This window comes from Pantoea sp. X-Soil-MYKO-1289 (genome assembly GCF_059730625.1).
Window position 1 is genome coordinate 649101 of sequence record NZ_AP036004.1, and the last position, 16432, is coordinate 665532.

16 protein-coding genes are annotated in these 16432 nt (G+C 59.3%); 7 read left to right on the plus strand and 9 right to left on the minus strand.

All coding sequences use genetic code 11. The features are described from left to right. Positions 1–84 precede the first annotated feature (84 nt). Entirely contained in the window at positions 85–1227 is a 1143-nt protein-coding gene (locus AC6I7Z_RS03185) for an MFS transporter (protein ID WP_497813118.1), read from the minus strand. Then, positions 1224–1748, minus strand: a complete 525-nt coding sequence (locus AC6I7Z_RS03190; RefSeq protein ID WP_497813119.1) for a TetR/AcrR family transcriptional regulator — start codon at positions 1746–1748, stop codon at positions 1224–1226. Before AC6I7Z_RS03190 ends, AC6I7Z_RS03185 begins: the two co-directional genes overlap by 4 nt. A gap of 119 nt (positions 1749–1867) precedes the next feature. Here AC6I7Z_RS03190 and AC6I7Z_RS03195 point away from each other — a divergent pair, with 119 nt between their 5' ends. Both AC6I7Z_RS03195 and AC6I7Z_RS03200 read left to right on the plus strand, forming a co-directional pair. Then, a complete protein-coding gene (locus tag AC6I7Z_RS03195) occupies positions 1868–2290 on the plus strand; it encodes an SRPBCC family protein (protein ID WP_497813120.1) in 423 nt (140 codons plus the stop codon). After that, positions 2287–2745 (plus strand): MarR family winged helix-turn-helix transcriptional regulator, encoded by a 459-nt coding sequence (locus AC6I7Z_RS03200; protein WP_497813121.1) that lies wholly within the window; start codon positions 2287–2289, stop codon positions 2743–2745. The genes AC6I7Z_RS03195 and AC6I7Z_RS03200 overlap by 4 nt, the downstream gene beginning before the upstream one ends. Here the strand turns inward: AC6I7Z_RS03200 and AC6I7Z_RS03205 are convergent. Then, on the minus strand, positions 2742–3527 hold the full coding sequence (locus AC6I7Z_RS03205; RefSeq protein ID WP_497815387.1) for an MBL fold metallo-hydrolase: 786 nt from the start codon (positions 3525–3527) through the stop codon (positions 2742–2744). The genes AC6I7Z_RS03200 and AC6I7Z_RS03205 overlap by 4 nt on opposite strands. A 238-nt stretch (positions 3528–3765) precedes the next feature. Between AC6I7Z_RS03205 and AC6I7Z_RS03210 the strand changes: the two genes are divergently transcribed. Continuing rightward, a complete protein-coding gene (locus AC6I7Z_RS03210; RefSeq protein WP_497813122.1) occupies positions 3766–4710 on the plus strand; it encodes a diguanylate cyclase domain-containing protein in 945 nt (314 codons plus the stop codon). Between the two features lie 17 nt (positions 4711–4727). Here the strand turns inward: AC6I7Z_RS03210 and AC6I7Z_RS03215 are convergent, their stop codons facing one another. Then, positions 4728–5285 carry an antibiotic biosynthesis monooxygenase gene (locus tag AC6I7Z_RS03215; protein ID WP_497813123.1) on the minus strand — a complete coding sequence of 186 codons (558 nt, stop codon included), beginning with the start codon at positions 5283–5285 and terminating at the stop codon, positions 4728–4730. Positions 5286–5417: 132 nt separating this feature from the next. On the opposite strand from AC6I7Z_RS03215, the gene AC6I7Z_RS03220 reads away from it, so the two are divergent. Continuing rightward, positions 5418–6326, plus strand: coding sequence for a LysR substrate-binding domain-containing protein (locus AC6I7Z_RS03220; protein ID WP_497813124.1), 909 nt, complete (start codon positions 5418–5420; stop codon positions 6324–6326). 36 nt (positions 6327–6362) lie between these two features. On the opposite strand, the gene AC6I7Z_RS03225 is transcribed toward AC6I7Z_RS03220, so the two are convergent. Next, the gene (locus tag AC6I7Z_RS03225; RefSeq protein WP_497813125.1) at positions 6363–7952 is read right to left on the minus strand and encodes an MFS transporter; all 1590 of its coding nucleotides are present in this window, start codon (positions 7950–7952) and stop codon (positions 6363–6365) included. A 238-nt stretch (positions 7953–8190) separates the two neighbouring features. Here AC6I7Z_RS03225 and AC6I7Z_RS03230 point away from each other — a divergent pair, with 238 nt between their 5' ends. Further along, positions 8191–9012 carry an alpha/beta fold hydrolase gene (locus AC6I7Z_RS03230; protein ID WP_497813126.1) on the plus strand — a complete coding sequence of 274 codons (822 nt, stop codon included), beginning with the start codon at positions 8191–8193 and terminating at the stop codon, positions 9010–9012. Positions 9013–9611: 599 nt separating this feature from the next. Continuing rightward, positions 9612–9776: a con-10 family general stress protein gene (locus AC6I7Z_RS03235; protein ID WP_071997459.1), complete on the plus strand. Its 165-nt coding sequence runs from the start codon at positions 9612–9614 to the stop codon at positions 9774–9776. A gap of 829 nt (positions 9777–10605) precedes the next feature. Here AC6I7Z_RS03235 and AC6I7Z_RS03240 read toward each other — a convergent pair. The 4 genes from AC6I7Z_RS03240 to AC6I7Z_RS03255 form a co-directional block, all read right to left on the minus strand. After that, positions 10606–11559, minus strand: coding sequence for an aliphatic sulfonate ABC transporter substrate-binding protein (locus AC6I7Z_RS03240; RefSeq protein WP_497813127.1), 954 nt, complete (start codon positions 11557–11559; stop codon positions 10606–10608). Between the two features lie 103 nt (positions 11560–11662). Next, positions 11663–13321, minus strand: coding sequence for an alpha,alpha-trehalase (locus AC6I7Z_RS03245; RefSeq protein ID WP_497815388.1), 1659 nt, complete (start codon positions 13319–13321; stop codon positions 11663–11665). A gap of 406 nt (positions 13322–13727) precedes the next feature. After that, positions 13728–14828 (minus strand): NADH:flavin oxidoreductase/NADH oxidase, encoded by a 1101-nt coding sequence (locus AC6I7Z_RS03250; RefSeq protein ID WP_497813128.1) that lies wholly within the window; start codon positions 14826–14828, stop codon positions 13728–13730. Between the two features lie 206 nt (positions 14829–15034). After that, positions 15035–15889, minus strand: a complete 855-nt coding sequence (locus AC6I7Z_RS03255) for an SDR family oxidoreductase (protein ID WP_497813129.1) — start codon at positions 15887–15889, stop codon at positions 15035–15037. 103 nt (positions 15890–15992) lie between these two features. On the opposite strand from AC6I7Z_RS03255, the gene AC6I7Z_RS03260 reads away from it, so the two are divergent. Then, positions 15993–16364, plus strand: a complete 372-nt coding sequence (locus tag AC6I7Z_RS03260; RefSeq protein WP_497813130.1) for a winged helix-turn-helix transcriptional regulator — start codon at positions 15993–15995, stop codon at positions 16362–16364. Positions 16365–16432: the final 68 nt, after the last annotated feature.

Sequence of the window (16432 nt, forward strand, 5' to 3'; positions counted from 1 at the left end):
TGTTAATTAACCAGGTGGTTCAAGAGGGATTGCGGCGCGCCTCGCTCACGGATAGTCCAGAATAGGAATGTACTGGGATAAAAACTAATCCCTTTTAACGGGCCTGCCCGGTAGCACCGCCGTCATCGCCAGCGCCAGCGCGGCAAACCCCAGCAGCGCCGTGCCCGCGCCCAGACCCGCATAAACTGCGCCGAACAGCGCCGATCCTGCCACCTGACCGGCCGCCAGCATAAAGAACGCCACGCCGACGCCTGACGCCGGCGCAGCTGGCGTGGCGGCTGCGCCATACACCAGCAGCACGCCGGAAAGCGTCACGTAGCCCGCGCCGCCCAGCGCCACGGCGGGAAACAGCCACCACGAAAAGCCCTCCAGACTCGCCAGCAGCAGCAGCGGTAGCGCCATACAGAGCAGCGACAGCCGATAGATCTGCCCCAGGCTGAGCGATCGCCGCGCCGCGCCGGTCAGCGCGCCCGCAATGCCGGCGCCGCCGCCAATCAGCCACAGCAGGCTGCTGGCGCGCGCATCGAGATGCAGATGATTACGCAGAATATCGGGGCCGAAGCTCCACCAGGCCGCGCTGGCGGATCCGCTGATAAAGGCCACCATCGCCAGTCGGAGCAGCGATCGCTGCCGCATCAGATCGCGCCAGCCCGCGCGATCGTTCTGTTCGGCGCGCCGATGCGCAGGCAGATAGCGCCGCGCCGGCAGCAAACAGAGCAACGCCAGCAGCGCAAAGGCGACGCAGGCGGCGCGCCAGCCGCCAGGCAACAGCAGCAGCACCGGCACGGAAAGCATAATGCCCGCGCTGGTGCCGGCGTTGATGGCGGTATTGGCGGAATCCTGCTGCGCAGGCGGCAGCGCCTCGCCCACCGCGCTGGCGATGGCGGGCGAGGCGACCCCCGCGCTCAGTCCGGCGATAAACAGGCCGGCGGCGAGCATCAGCGGGGAAAAGGCGCAGGCGAGCAGCAGCAGTCCGCCTGCGGCGCAGAGCGCGGCCAGACAGGCAGCGGCCCTGGCGCCGAAGCGCGCCACCAGCCAGGGCGCGGCGGCGGTGGAAAGACAGTAGGAGATATAGCTGCAGGCGGTAACGATGCCGGCGAGATGGACGCTGAACGGGATCTCTTTCATCACAGCCGGCATCATCAGGCCCCATGCGAAACGCGCCATGCCGTAGGTAACGGCTATCAGCGAAAAGCCGGTTACGCCCAGCGCAATAGCGGATCTCATGGCTGCTCCTCGCGCGGCAGCATCAGCCGCGCGGCGGCGTCGCCCGCATGCTTCGCCGCGTCCGCGCCGATCATCAGCGCCGAAATCACCGCGCCCTCAAACAGCATCCACACCGCGTTCGCCAGGCGCTCGTCCGCCACGCAGTCGCCGATATAGCGGCGCAGCGCGTAGCGATAGTCGAGCGCGTGCGCCGCCAGCATCGCGTCTTTCTCCGCATACTCGCCCCAGGCCTTGATAAAAAAGCAGCCCTGCGCGCCATACTGCTCCGTCCATTCCCCAAGCGTCTCAAATAGCCGCCGCAGCGCCTGCGGATGCCGCGCTGGCAGCAGGTCGCCGAAAAAACGCGCCCGGCGCGCCGCCATCACGCTGATAGTCAGCGCCTCGCGCGAGGGGAAGTGGTGATAGAGCGTGCGCGTCGAGACGCCCGCTTCCCGGCAAATCTGGTCGGTACTGGTGGCATGAAAGCCGTTGTTGTAGAACAGCCTTTCGGCCGCCTGCAATATATCGTCGCGTTTGTTCATCTCTTAAAAGTAAACCGATCGTTTTACTTTTGCGTAATTTTTTTGCTTTTTTTTGATAAGTGAACATATATTATGTGTACTTACTAAGTGGTTTTCATTTTGCTATATGGAGATATCAAATGTTGACGTCAAGCTTTACGTTGCCAGTGAATGCAACACCGGAAAAAATCTGGCCCTACTACGCAGATATGTCATTACGCAGCGTCTGGGAAGAGGATTTAGAAGCGATCAGCCTTGAGGGGGAGTTTGCTACCCATACCAAAGGCGTAATGAAGTTAAAAGGCATGCCGCCGCTGACGTTTACACTCACTCATGTGGAGGAAAATCGCGTTTTCTGGGACGAAACGATAGTCGCTGGGTTGGGAACCATCTGCTTTGGCCATGAAATCATTGTCGTAAATAATCAAACCTGTATCAGACAAACCGTGACCTTTCGCAGTGAGAAAGGCAAGATTGAGCAAAATGATATCGAATTCTACAAAAAGCTCATTAGCGATACGCCTGACGCCCTGTTCCTGATCAAGAGAGCCGTTGAGAAGTGACCTTTCCCTCACAATTTGCATCAAACGCCGACGCATCCGTCGGCCTGATTTTTATGAAAGTTTACAACAGCTGGCATAGCGAGGTTAAAGCTGCGCTCGAACCGGTTAATCTGACCCATCCACAGTTTGTCGTGCTGACGGTGCTGGGTTATTTGAACAAAAACGAGCCTTCACAGCATATCAGCCAGAAGAGGATAGCGACCTTTTCAGATATCGATGCCATGACCGTTTCTCAGATTGTTGCTTTGCTTGAAAAGAAAGGCCTCCTGAACAGGAGGCCTCATCCACTGGATTCGCGAGCCAGGTCATTATCAGTGACGGAAGCGGGCTGGAACACGCTAACAGCAGCCATACCTTTGGTGGAGGCGGTTGACCATAAGTTTTTTGGCGCACTGGGTGAAGGCCAGAACGCGCTGATGACGTTGCTAAAAACGTTACTTGAGAAAAACCGCTAAGTCAGACAGCGCAGATAACGCGCCCCGGATTGCATTACGATCTCTTTCGCCTGCTGCGCGACATCCTGCCCCTCAAACGCGCCGTAAAGCCGCGAAAACGCCAGCGCGTCGCAGCGGCGCAGCATCTCGCTTACCGTCGCGGCGGAGAGCGGCAGCATATTGGGATAGCTCCACATAAAGGAGACCGCATCTTTGCCTGGCGCGACCTGAATGATATCGCCCGCCAGCATCACGCCGCCGTTGGCTTTCCAGTGCAGCACGCAGCCGCCAGCGAAATGGCCGCCGAGGCGCACGATATCAACCTCGCTGTTAAGCGGCAGCGTCTCGCCCTGCCAGAAATAGATGGCGTCGCTGTCGCGCATCACCCATTGACGATCGTCGGCATGCAGATAGATCGGCGCGTTAAATTCCGCCGCCCACGCCTGCATGGTGGTGTAGTAGTGCGGATGCGAGATAGCGATAGCTGAAAGCCCGCCGATCGCATGGATCAGCTCGGCGGTGGCGGGATCCAGGTTGGCGATGCAGTCCCAGAGAATATTTCCGCCGCCGCTGCGCAGCAGCAGCGCGCGCTGGCCAATGGCGAAGTTCGGCACGGTTTTAATGCCGAGCAGGCCCGGCTCAAGCTGCTGCCATTTGTTCTGATGGCTGCGGGTCAGCGCGGCAAAATCAGTCCACTGCTGTCCAGCGGCGGGCACCCACTGTCGTTCGTCCTCGCAAATTTTACAGCGCTGCGGCAAAAGCTCAGCGTAGGCGGTGCCGCAGGTGGCGCAGAGTTGCATGATTATCGTCTCCAGAATAAAGGTTACTCTGACTATAGCCGTTGAGCGCGCAGGCGAAGGATCGCCCTGCAAGAGAAGGATTTTGCGCCCGCTGCCGCTGACTATGCGGAAAGCGTGATTTAAACCGGATAAAATCTTGCGGTTAAGCCGATAAAGCGCGGCTGATCACGTTTCCAGCGCCTCTCTTTACAGAAATATCCGCGCAGGCAAAATACATCTTATTTCTCAACGTCCGCGTGCCATGTCTGACGAAGCGCTGCGCCAGCAGATACAGATTTTGAAAAAGCATAATGCGCGACTCAAGCGTATAGCGCACGACGCCCGCAGCAAGCTCGACGCGGCGCTGGACGGCACCGGCCTTTGCCTGTGGCAGCTCGATATTCCCTCGGGCAAGCTGGTGATCTTTAACCGGCGCTGGGGCGCGATGCTGGGCTATCAGCCGAAAGAGAGCAGGGCGCTTTTCTCCGAATGGCAAGAGAGCCTGCATCCCGACGATGCTGCCGAGGTGCTGAAAGCGTTTTACGACCATATCGAAGGCAAGGCGCCTTACTATGAGGCGCTGCACCGGATGATCGCCAAAAACGGCGGCGTCACCTGGGTGCTGGATCGCGGCCGCATCAGCGAATGGGATGAGCAGGGCAGACCGCTGAAGGTCACTGGCACCCATATCGATATGACCAAAGAGAAGCAGTACGAATCGCAGCTGGCGATGCTGGCGAATCACGATCCCCTGACGCAGCTCGCCAACCGTCACGCCTTACGCAACGCCTTTAGCCAGATGCGCAAAGAGAACGCGCTCTGCGTCGCCTTTATCGATCTCGATGATTTCAAGCATGTGAACGACACCTTCGGCCATCGCAGCGGCGACCGCCTGCTGATCCAGCTCAGCCAGCGCCTGAGCGCGGTGTGCCCTGAGCCGGTACTGGCGGGGCGGCTGGGCGGCGACGAGTTTGTGCTGCTAATGCCGTACGGTCAGGACGATCCGCGGGTAGAGCAGGTAAGCCGCGCCTGTCTGCAGGCGGCGCTGACCCCGTTTGAGCTGGAGAACGGCACGGCGACGATCGGCGCCTCGATCGGCATCGTGCAGGCGCAGCCGCAGGAAGGATTCAGCGCGGCGATGAGCCGCGCCGACGAGGCGATGTATCGCATCAAGCGCAACGGGAAAAACGGCGTCGGGCTGGGCTGATCCGCCAGACTCCGCCGCTATCCTCGCGGCAGCAGCCAGTTTTTCAACCAGCGCGTCAGCAGCGGCATCCACAGCCAGACCACCATCGCGACCACGGTCGCATCCCCCAGAAAATGTCCCCACAGCGTGCCGCGGCTGGCGGGCAGCAGCGCGGCCCAGAGCGGCGGGATCAGCAGGGTCGAGGGGAAAATCACCCCTAACGTCAGCAGATACTGTTTCCACTTCGCCGGACGCGGCGTCGCCTTGCTGGCGGGCGTAAACCAGAAGGCGGCGCCGGGGCGCACGTCGATATGCTCCGGGCCGGAGAGCAGCTGCGGCAGCTCGGCGATCAGCCTTTTGCGCGCCTCGGACTGGGTCCAGTTGAACAAATTATCGAGACTGTCGAAGCGGATCAGCACGGTGTAGACGCTTTCGCCGTGCACCGGACGCAGTACGTTCACACCCAGATGACCGGGAAACTGCGCCGCCTGCGGCATGATCTGTTCCAGCCACTGCTCGTAAGCCTGTTGCTTCTCCGCCTGAACGCTATGGGTGATCACCAGCGTGACGTGGCTGGCCTGATGCGAATTGTTCATATCGCCTCCCGGCGCGTTGAAAGTGATTTACAGCAGTGGCGCTGTTGGATACAAAAATATGAGATGAGAATCTTTATTGTTAGCGGAATGATTTTGGGTTGTTGTTCAACAAATTTTGGGGAGAACTGAGGAATGCGATTAAACCTCGAGGCGCTGCTGATTCTTGATGCGCTCGACCGTCACGGCACCTTCGCGGCTGCGGCGGCGCGGCTGTTTAAAACCGCGTCGGCGCTAAGCTATACGGTGCAGAAGATGGAAAGCGACATGAAGATCACGCTGCTCGATCGCTCGGGTCACCGCGCCACCTTCACCCCAACCGGACGGCTGATGCTGGAAAAAGGACGCGCGCTGCTGCGCGCCGTCAATGAACTGGAGCAGCAGGCGCGCTACGTCGAGAGCGGCTGGGAGAGCAACCTGACCATTAGCGTCGACGCCTCGGTGCCGTTTTCCCTGCTGTCGCCGCTGATTGACGAATTCTATCAGCAGCATCCCCATACGCAGCTGCAGTTTCGTCAGGACGTGCTGGCGGGCTGCTGGGAGGCGCTGAGCTACGGCGAGGCGGATCTGGTGTTCGGCGCGGTACAGGAGCCGGCGACGCGCAAAGATATCGGCTGCCTGGCGCTGGGCTGGCTCGACTATGTTTTTGCCGTCGCCCCGTCCCATCCGCTGGCGCAGATGCCGGAGCCGCTGCTGCGCGAGCAGATCCGCCAGTATCGCGCGGTCACGGTACACGACTCCTCGCGCCACGGCGCCGGCCTGGATCTGCGCGTGCTGGACGAGCAGAAAACCCTGAGCGTGCACGACTTTCATGCCAAGCTGCAGGCGCAGCTGGCGGGCCTGGGATGCGGCTATCTGCCGCGCTATCTCGCCGCGCCGCATCTGGCGGACGGCACGCTGGTGGCGCGCCAGCTCGACAGCGAAACGCGGCGCGATATGGCTTACATGGCATGGAATGAGAGCGCCAGCGGCAATGCATCGCGCTGGTGGCGCGAAAGGCTGCAAACCCTGGAGGGACTGCGCGACATCTACGCCGCGCCCTGAGCGAAAGCGCGCGGCCGCCGCGCCGCGCGCCTGAGGCTAGAGCGAGATAAAGTGGTGCGCTTTCGGCGCGCCTTCGTCCTGATGAAACGCCAGCACCGCCGCCTGCAGCGCCGCGTCCGCTTTGGATACGCGCTGATGCTGACGCAGATGCTCCTGCCAGGACTCCACTAAAAACCACTCCTGAATCAACGCCGCGTCTTCGGTGTGCGACATGACGCCCCAGGCGTAAGCGCCATCGCGACGACGCGCCAGCGCCAGCTTATTGATGGCCGCCAGGAAGGCGGGGCGATCCTCTTCCGCCACGCGGTAGTGGATCTGCACCATCACCGGGCCGCGACGCGCATCAATGCTTTGCGCCACCGCCGGTTCCTGCCAGTGCAGCGCGGGCTGCAAATCCGCCTCGCCCTGCGGCAGCGTTTTGCGACGCAGCAGCAGCGCGCTCAGCATCAGCGCCGCCGCCGCGACCACCAGCGTCGCCACCACGCCCGCCTGCTGCGCCACCAGCCCCCACAGCAGGCTGCCGCCCGCCAGCGCGCCGTTAAACACCATCAGATAGACCGCCAGCCCGCGGCCGCGCACCCAGTCCGGCAGCACCGCCTGGGCAACGCCGTTCAGCGTGGTCAGCGCCACGATCCAGCCGCTGCCCAGCAGCAGCATCAGCATCAGCGCCAGCCACTGCGGCGGCGTCAGCGCTAAGCCGAGCATCACCAGGCCGTTGATGGCGGCGGCGAGCAGCAGCAGCGCATCGGCGCTCATGCTGGCGCGCAGATGCGGCAGCAATAGCGCGCCGGCAATCGCGCCGATGCCCACCGCGCCGAGCATCATGCCGTAAAAACCCGCCGTGCCCTGCAGCAGCTGGCGCGCCACCAGCGGCAGCAGCGCCCAGAGCGCGCTGGCGAAGATAAAGAACATCGCGGCGCGAAACAGCACGCGGTGCAGCTCGCGGCTCGCTTTGACGTAGCGCAGTCCGGCGCGAAAGGCGCCGAAGAAGTGCTCGTTCAGCGCATCCTGCGCTTTCGCCGGTCGCTTCCAGCACAGCAGGGCGGCGATAACGATAAAGTAGCTGGCGACATCCGCGCCGTAGGCCGCCATCGCGCCGAGGCTCGCCAGCAGCAGGCCGCCGGTGGCCGGACCGATGGCGCGCGCGATATTAATGCCGAGCGAGTTAAGCGCGACCGCGTTTTTCACCTCCTGACGCGGCACCAGTTCCGGCACGATCGCCTGCCAGGCCGGCCCGAACAGCGCCGCGCCGATGCCGCCGACGAAGGTCAGCCCAATCAGCCATTCCGCCGTCAGCCAGTGATTGTGGGAGAGGATCAGCAGCGCGCCGCTGACGCTGGCCATCAGAATCTGAATGGCAATCAGCAGGCGGCGACGGTCGAAAATATCGGACAGCACGCCCGCCGGCAGCGCCAGCAAAAACACCGGCAGCGTGGCGGCGGTCTGCATCAGCGCCACCGCGGCGGGGTTATCCGACAGGCCGGTAATCAGCCAGGAGCTGGCGACGTCGCGGATAAAACTGCCGGTATTGCCCAGCACCGAAGCGCTCCATATCAGGGCGAACATGGCGTAGCGAAAAGGGGAGAACGCGCCGCCCGCAGGCGTGGGGGTAATGGTCTGGCTCATCTTCAGTCTCCGTTCGCGCCGGTTAGCGCGGCGTTATTACGTGGCGATAGCTGGAACATTACGGGCGCTCTGCCAGGCTTGATAGCGGAATATCCGCGGCAACTTGCCCAGGATTTTTTCACAACCTCGGCCGCTAAAATTCTTTAACGACTTATTAAAATTTCTGCTTTAGGTTTTGCGGTACGTCCAGGTTAGCTTGATTAGCGAGACACAACCTCACTGATAACGGAGACGCGATATGAGCACCTTCACGACGAAAGATGGCGTAAGCATTTACTTCAAAGATTACGGCAAAGGGCGGCCGGTTCTGTTCAGCCACGGCTGGCCGCTGGATGCTGATATGTGGGAGAGCCAGCTGGTTCACCTGGCCGAAAACGGCTACCGTGCGATTGCTTTCGACCGTCGTGGTTTTGGTCGTTCCGATCAGCCGTGGGAAGGTTACGACTACGATACCTTTGCCGAGGATATTCACGGCCTGATTGAACATCTGGGGCTGAGCGACGTGACGCTGGTGGGCTTCTCTATGGGCGGCGGCGACGTGACGCGCTATATCGGACGCTACGGCACAGAAAAAGTGAAAAGTCTGGTGCTGCTCGGCGCGGTCACGCCGATCTTCGGCCAAACCGCCGATCACCCGGAAGGGCCGGAAAAAGCGGTGTTCGACGGCATTATCGCCGGGCTGCGCAAAGATCGCGCGCAGTTTATCAAAGAGTTCGCCACGCCGTTCTACGGCATCAACGCCGGGCAGACCGTCTCCGACGGCGTGCTGACGCAGACGTTGAATATCGCGCTGCTGGCGTCGCTGAAAGGCACTATTGACTGCGTTACCGCCTTCTCCCAAACCGATTTCCGCGGCGACGTGGCGAAAGTAGACGTGCCGACGCTGATCATTCACGGCAGCAACGACCAAATCGTGCCGTTTGAAGCGACCGGCAAGCTGGCGCACGAGCTGATCGCCGGATCGGAACTCAAGGTTTACGACAACGGCCCGCACGGTTTCGCCGCAACGCATCAGGATCGGCTTAATCAGGATCTGCTGGCGTTTTTACAGCAGCATTAATCCCCCTTTCTGTAGACCTGACGCTAAACGCCCGTAAGGGCGTTTTTTATTTACGCTTCGCTTAACGCGTGTGCGGCAAATAACGTTCAGAAAACCGCAGCGTCAATAAGCTTAAGGTCAGGTTATTTATTGATCGTTTTTAATTCTATAGCGCATGGAATAGCCTTTTATACCGCTTCGCTTTATTACTGTTTACGCCTCGCTTATTCAGTAAAGAATTATCCTATTTTTTCTGCATAAATGATCATTTTATGATCAGTCGCTTCGCTTAAATACGCTTCCCGTTTTCTTTTTCACGCTTCGCTTAAATAACGCTATTCCTCCAGACAGAAGGTTAAATAGAGTTGTTTTGCGCCTTTATAAGGCTGAATAACAGGAAGGAATCGAGTTTTTTTACAGGCTGATAACGGGAAAACATGATTTCATCAAGAAATAGTTGGCACATTGATTTGTTTGTTATTGCCGACAACTTTTTGTTATTCCCTGGCAACCAATACTTGATCCATTATTTTTAAAAGCTACATTTAACCCTGCGCCATCGACGCTGATGAAGCGTAGGCTGTGATATTTTTATTATTAATCCTTAAGAGGAACACAGTATGTCTCAATATCGTGGTGGAGCCGGGAACTTTGCGGTGGATCGTGAGCGAGCAGCAGAAGCAGGTAGAAAAGGCGGCCAGAAGAGCGGCGGCAATTTCAAAAATAACCCTGAGCGCGCAATCGAAGCCGGACGTAAAGGAGGTAAGATTAGCCGCCGTAGCTGAAATATCAGTAAGTTAGATGTATTGTCTGTCAACGTCTGACCGCGGGTGAGTCATCTTTTTTTCTTTTAGTTCTCCTTGCGAAACACAACCGACAAGAGCATGTTCCTGCCTTTCTCTGAAAATCAGGATCGCCATAATTAAGCCGGACGCGGTCTTTTCCCTGTCCGGTTTTTTTTATTTTTTTGTAAAGGTGGCGTGCCGTGAAAGTCAACTTTTACATTTACATGGCGCAGCGCGACTGAGACTGATTATTGATAACCGCTTTAATTTATACAATGATCTAAAACTTGTACAATTATGTGCGAGGAAATGGCATTTAAGTTTTGCCCCAGGAAAAAAAGTAAATTTACCTAACTCCTTGCTGTAAATGGAAAAATGCATTTTGCATGCCACTTTTGCTTAATAGCGGGTGAATTTTTTATGAAATTGCGCCGGGACAGATAACGCTTTTTTATCGCGATTTGATGAAAGACCCCGGGCGGGTGGAAACCATCCTCTTTACCTTAAAAAAAGGAATAACCGCAGCTGATAGCGGGCCTGCCTGTACAGAGAAGAGTGGTGGGCTCTTTGATTGCGCTGCGCCAGCGAGGCGTGCGCATCAACATCGTTCTGATTACAGCAGGTTAGCGCAAGGCAACGGAGTGGGCGCCAGCACCTTAAATATCGCTGGCGCGCAGTGAAAACAAATCTGGATAAGAAGCAAAGAAACAGAGTTAATAATATTTCTGTCGAAAGCCAGATATATCAGCTCTATTATTGAAAGTATGTACTTACTATTGCTTGCGAGCAACCTGCGAAACAGGCTGGCTCGGCTGAGCCAGCGAAGAGATCAGGGCGCTGCAGGCTGCCAGACGGTCGGTGCCTGCGCGTCGATGCGCGTCGGCAGCAGCTTCGCATCGTAGAAGGCGTCGGCGATGATCTGCTGCTCCCCCAGATCGCTTTTCTTCACCGGCTCAACCTGGTAGCTGCGCTGGGCATTCGCTTTCTCAATCGTCGCCGCAGGCAGTTTGCCCCACAGCGGCGAAAGCTGCGCCGCCGCGTCGGCCGGATGCGCTTTCAGCCAGGCCGCTTCCTGCTTCAGCGCCTGATAGACGCTGTTCAGCACCTGCGGATGCGAGCTGGCATAGGGGGTGGAAGCCAGATAGTAGCGCTGATAATTCGCCAGCCCGCTGCCGCTGGCGAGCACGCGCGCATGCTGTTCTACCTGCGCGCTGGTGACGTAGGGCTCCCAGGTGACCCAGGCGGCGACGCTGCCGTTCTCCAGCGCCGCGCGTCCGTCAGCGGGCGTCAGCCAGGCGGGCGAAACGTCGCTGAAGCTCAGCCCGGCTTTTTTCAGGGCGGCTATCAGCAGATAGTGGCTGCCCGCAGCTTTGGTCACGGCAATCTTTTTCCCTTTTAGATCCTGTAGCGTTTTTATCGGCGAATCGGCAGGCACCAGAATCGCCTGCGCCGCCGGCGACGGGGTCTCGCGCGCATAGTAGGTGAGGTTAGCGCCCGCCGCCTGGGCAAACAGCGGCACGGTGTCGGCGACGTCGGCCGAAAGATCGATATTGTTAAGGTTGAGCGCCTCCAGCAATGGCAGTCCGCTGGAGAATTCATGCCAGCTTACCTTCACGCCCTGCGCCGCCAGGGTTTTGTCGAGATCGCCGCGCTGCTTGATCAGCGTCAGCAGGGTAGAGGATTTCTGATAGCCGATGCGAAGGCTTTCATCAGCGTGCGTAGAGAACGAGAAAAGGGCGGTGAGCAACAGCGCACCGCCCAGTAACGGACTAAAGGGTTTCATGGGCGTTCCTGTCAGAGGGTTATCATCAGGCTGATGATAAAAGCGCGTCAGGGACGCGCTAAACGCCTTTTTCGCATAAGCTTTGCGCCAGCGCGGGAATGCGCTAGTCGGCCATCAGATGGCCATACATCGCCATCAGGCGACGCGTGACGCCATTGGTCCAGCCGAAGCCGTCCTGCAGCGGATATTCGCCGCCGCCGCCGGGACGGGCGCGGTCGCCGCTAATGTCATATTTCTCTACCAGCTTATGGTGCAGCTGATAGAAATTGTTCACCGTGGTAAGCCAGTTGACTGCGATTTCCGTCGCCAGCGTCTCTTCGCCGTACTGGTTGAGTCCGACAATCGCCATCCACTGTAGCGGCGCCCAGCCGTTGGGTTTGTCCCACTGCTCGCCGCTTTCGACCATGGAAGCGACCAGACCGCCGCTGGTAAGCAGCAGCTGACGCAGCGCGATAGCCTGCAGGTGCGCCTGCTTCGGCGTTGCCAGGCCGACAAACAGCGGCACCACGGCAGCGGCGGTAAAGGCGCCGAAGCGCTCGCGACGCCAGTCGTAGTCGCGATAGACGCCCGCCGTGCTGTCCCACAGGTAGCGGTTGATGGCGCGTTTACGCGCTTCCGCCTTCTTCTGCCACGCCAGCGCGGTAAGCTCTTCGCCTTTCACATGGGAGAGCGTGGCGATCATCAGCTCCAGCTTGTAGAGAAAGGCGTTCAGATCGATCGGGATGAACTGCGTGGTGCGAATGCTGGCCAGACGTTTGGGATCGCGCAGCCAGCGGGAAGAGTAGTCCCAGCCGGATGCCGCGCCCGCGCGCAGGTCGCGATAGACTTCGCTCGCCGGTCGGCTGGAGTGGCGCGCCGTTTCGACATCCTCAATCCAGGATTCATCGCGCGGCGTGTCGCGGTCGTCCCAGTAGCGGTTCAGCAGCGAGCCGTCAGCCATGCGCACCACGTGGCGATACGCCTGACGCGGCATCAGCGAGCCGGCGCCGTCCATCCAGAACTGATACTCTTTCATCAGCTGGTCGAGATAACGTTTCGCGCCGCGCACGCCATCTTCCTCAAACAGCTCGACCATTAGCGCAAACACCGGCGGCTGCGAGCGGCTCAGGTAATAGGTGCGGTTGCCGTTGGGAATATGGCCGTAATTGTCGATCAGCCACGCGAAATTGTCCGCCATATGGCGCAGCAAATCGTCGCGTCCGCTCTCCGCCAGGCCGAGCATGGTGAAGTAGGAGTCCCAGTAGTAGGTCTCGCCGAAGCGGCCGCCGGGCACCACATAGGGTTTCGGCAGCGGCAGCAGAGACGAATGCGGCAGATGCTGCTGCGGCATTTTAGTCAACACCGGCCACAGCGCATCAATATGCTCATTCAGCGTTTTATCTGGATTCGAAACATAAAAACTTTCGTTTATCGCCGGTAAATAAAAATGGTCCGCCACAAAGCGCGCCAGATCGAAATCGCGGCTGCGTTTCTGACGACGATAACGCATTAAAACGTCCAGCGGATCGTATTTAGGCGAGCAGTCCGGAAAGGTTTTGCTGTCTTCGAAGATGCGCGACATCTGCACATGCTCGAACAGTTCCATGTAGCGATCGGCAGGCGTGAGCGCGTCCGGCGCCGGTAAGCCTTCAATCAGCTCCGGTTCCGGCTCGGAATCCTGCATACGATCAAGCTTGAGCTCGTGGGGATCGTATTGATACTCAACTTCCGCCCCTTTGCGAACCTCATCGAATGCGTTGAGTTGCTGGCGATAAGTATTAATAGCGGCCTCCTGGAGTCTGAGGGTTCATAAAAGAAAAATTATAGACTTATCGCGGGGGCGGACAACAATGCAGAATATCTATGAACGTAATAAAAATTGTCTATCAATGGGTTATTTAGCGGAATTGCTCTGGTTATCAAGCAAATAACGCGCTGCGCTTAAAACATCTATTTAGGAGTAATCTTTCAGTAACAGAAATAAATCGCGGAGAGTTGAAAAAAAGGGGCAAAAATTGACAAAAACCGACGTTGCCGCTGCGCTGTGAATTGAGCAATTTGTGGCATTTTTACGCAGTTAACGGCGGCGCCCTCTAGCGAGGACGCCGGGATAAGCGGGAAATTACCCGCCGCACGCAAGCAATGAGCCTGTGCGGCGTCGCTTCTCACGCTTCAAAAGCGATGCAGCGTTACTCGCTGACGCGATAACGCTCCAGCCAGTGCGCGTACGGCGCAGGCAGCACCCATGACGGCTGCGGTTTATCGAGCGCCAGCGCCGCCTGATAGGGCCAGTGGGGATTCTTCAGGTGCGCGCGGCCGACCATCACCAGATCAAGCTGGCCTTTCTCAACGGTAGCGTTGGCGATGTGCGGCGCGTCGATGCCCCATGCAGAGGCGACGGCGATATCCGCCTCGCGGCGAATGCGCTCGGCAATCGGCGCCAGGAAAGCGGGCGTGCCCCACGGAATATTGGTATCCGGCGTGGAGAAGCCGACGCTGACGCTCAGCAGATCCAGACCGTTGGCGCGCCAGTAGCGCGTCAGATCGATCGCTTCCGCCAGCGTCTCTTCGTCGCGGCCGTCATACTCCAGCACGCCGAAGCGCGCGGTGAGCGGCAGGTTTTCCGGCCAGACTTCGCGCACCGCGTCAAAGGTTTCGCGCAGGAAGCGGCTGCGGCCTGCGGCGTCGCCGCCGTACTCATCGGTGCGCTGGTTGGCGTGTACGGAGAAAAAGCTCTGCGCCAGATAGCCGTGCGCGAAGTGCAGCTCCAGCCACTGATAGCCTGCGTCGCGCGCGCGGATGGCCGCCTGCACGAAGTCGTTGCGCACGCGCGCGATATCGTCCAGCGTCATGGCGCGCGGCACCTGCGGCAGGTTGTTGCCGAAGGCGACGGCGGAAGGTGAAATGGTCTCCCAGCCGCGTGCGTCGTCAGCCGCGATATGGTCGTCGCCTTCCCAGGGTTTGTTGGCGCTCGCTTTACGACCGGCGTGGCCGATCTGAATGCCAGGCACGGCGCCCGCCGCTTTGATCGCCTGCGCGACCTGCGCCAGCCCTTCGGCCTGCTCGTCATTCCATAAGCCCAGACAGCCGGGAGTGATGCGGCCTTCCGGCGAAACGGCGGTCGCTTCGACAATCACCAGGCTCGCGCCGCCGCGCGCCAGCGCCGCGTAGTGTACGCGATGCCAGTCATTGATCAGACCCTGCTCGGCGCTGTACTGGCACATAGGCGGCACCGCGATGCGGTTGCGCAGCCTAACCTCTTTCAGACGGAATTCAGAAAACAGAGACATAGCACCCTCTTGGTCATATGGTATTTCAGCCGCTGGTTTCCCGTCAGGACGCGCCGCCACAGGCGGCAGAGAGGGGAATATCAGGGCCGATTCGCCGTGCAATGTACCCTGAGACTTCTCCTGCGGCCTACGCTCCCTGTGCTGCGTCAGAGGCGCGACGCGGGCGGCCTCGATGGTCAAGCCCGCGGCGCGCGCCTGTTTTCGCCTTATTTCGCCAGCGTCGCCTTAATGACCTCCTGATAAGGCGTGGTGGCACGGCCGATCAGGGTGCTCAGGCTGCGCGAGTCGTCGAACAGGCCGCCCTGCGACGCGCCCTTGTCTGAATCCGCCAGCATCTCCGCCAGGCCGTCCGGCAGTCCGGCGCCTTTCAGCGCGGCGGCGAATTCGGCGGGCGCAAGGTTAACGTACTCAACCTGCGCGCCGGACTGGCGCGCAATCTCTGCGGTGAATTCCGCCAGCGTATAGCTGTCGTCGCCCGCCAGCTCATAAATTTTGCCCGCCTGGTCGTCGCGGCTGATTACCTCTGCTGCCGCTTCGGCGTAATCCTGGCGCGCCGCCGAGGCGATGCGTCCTTCGCCAGCCGACCCGATAAAGGCGTGATGCGTCAGCGCCGGAGCAATGCTGGCCGCGTAGTTTTCGGTGTACCAGCCGTTGCGCAGCAGCGCGAACGGGATGCCGGACGCCTGCAGCAGCGCTTCAGTGGCGCGATGTTCGACGCCGAGGCCCAGCGGCGAGCTGTCGGCGTGCAGCAGGCTGGTGTAGACGATGAATTTTACGCTGGCCGATTTCGCCGCGTTAATCACCGCTTTATGCTGCGCTTCGCGCTGACCCACTTCGCTGCCGGAGATCAGCAGCAGCTTGTCCACGCCGGAAAAGGCAGACATCAGGGTATCCGGCTGGCTGTAGTCCGCCTTACGCACCGTTACGCCTTTCGCCGCCAGATCGGCCGCTTTTTCCGGCGAGCGCACGGCGGCGACGATCTGCTCCGCCGGCACTTTTTTCAGCAGGGCTTCAATAACCAGACGGCCTAGCTGGCCGGTTGCGCCTGTCACTGCAATCATTTTTTCTCTCCTTTGCGTTTGTCGTTGTCGAAAGCAAGAGTAGGATATAAGCTAACTTTTCGTAAGTACTTACAGCTTTGTTAGTTTAGAGAAATTTAATTAAATGTCTGAAAAGATTAGTGAAAAATTTAGCCGCGGTGAACTGCTCAACGTCAACTGCCCCTCGCGCGACCTGCTTAAGCGCGTGACCAGCCGCTGGAGCGTGCTGATTTTTCTCGCGCTGCGTAACGACACGCTGCGCTTTAGCGAACTGCGCCGCGCGGTCGGCGGCGTCAGCGAGCGCATGCTGGCGCAGACGCTGCGCCATATGGAAGAAGACGGATTCGTCGAGCGCATCGCCTATAACGTCGTGCCGCCGCATGTGGAATATCGCCTGACGCCGCTTGGCCGTGAACTTGAAGGGCAGGTGGTTGGCCTGGCGGACTGGCTGGAACTCAACCTGGAGCGGATTCTGGCGCAGCGGGAAAAAGCGTGACGGCGTGCGCGCGCGACGGCAGGCGACGGTGCGCGCAATATTCATCCTGAATAAAAAATGGCGCTGAT

Coding starts and splice junctions, on each gene's coding strand:
- AC6I7Z_RS03185 (WP_497813118.1), bottom strand. CDS start 1,227: ATGAGATCCGCTATTGCGCTGGGCGTAACCGGCTTTTCGCTGATAGCC.
- AC6I7Z_RS03190 (WP_497813119.1), bottom strand. CDS start 1,748: ATGAACAAACGCGACGATATATTGCAGGCGGCCGAAAGGCTGTTCTAC.
- AC6I7Z_RS03195 (WP_497813120.1), top strand. CDS start 1,868: ATGTTGACGTCAAGCTTTACGTTGCCAGTGAATGCAACACCGGAAAAA.
- AC6I7Z_RS03210 (WP_497813122.1), top strand. CDS start 3,766: ATGTCTGACGAAGCGCTGCGCCAGCAGATACAGATTTTGAAAAAGCAT.
- AC6I7Z_RS03215 (WP_497813123.1), bottom strand. CDS start 5,285: ATGAACAATTCGCATCAGGCCAGCCACGTCACGCTGGTGATCACCCAT.
- AC6I7Z_RS03220 (WP_497813124.1), top strand. CDS start 5,418: ATGCGATTAAACCTCGAGGCGCTGCTGATTCTTGATGCGCTCGACCGT.
- AC6I7Z_RS03225 (WP_497813125.1), bottom strand. CDS start 7,952: ATGAGCCAGACCATTACCCCCACGCCTGCGGGCGGCGCGTTCTCCCCT.
- AC6I7Z_RS03230 (WP_497813126.1), top strand. CDS start 8,191: ATGAGCACCTTCACGACGAAAGATGGCGTAAGCATTTACTTCAAAGAT.
- AC6I7Z_RS03235 (WP_071997459.1), top strand. CDS start 9,612: ATGTCTCAATATCGTGGTGGAGCCGGGAACTTTGCGGTGGATCGTGAG.
- AC6I7Z_RS03240 (WP_497813127.1), bottom strand. CDS start 11,559: ATGAAACCCTTTAGTCCGTTACTGGGCGGTGCGCTGTTGCTCACCGCC.
- AC6I7Z_RS03250 (WP_497813128.1), bottom strand. CDS start 14,828: ATGTCTCTGTTTTCTGAATTCCGTCTGAAAGAGGTTAGGCTGCGCAAC.
- AC6I7Z_RS03255 (WP_497813129.1), bottom strand. CDS start 15,889: ATGATTGCAGTGACAGGCGCAACCGGCCAGCTAGGCCGTCTGGTTATT.
- AC6I7Z_RS03260 (WP_497813130.1), top strand. CDS start 15,993: ATGTCTGAAAAGATTAGTGAAAAATTTAGCCGCGGTGAACTGCTCAAC.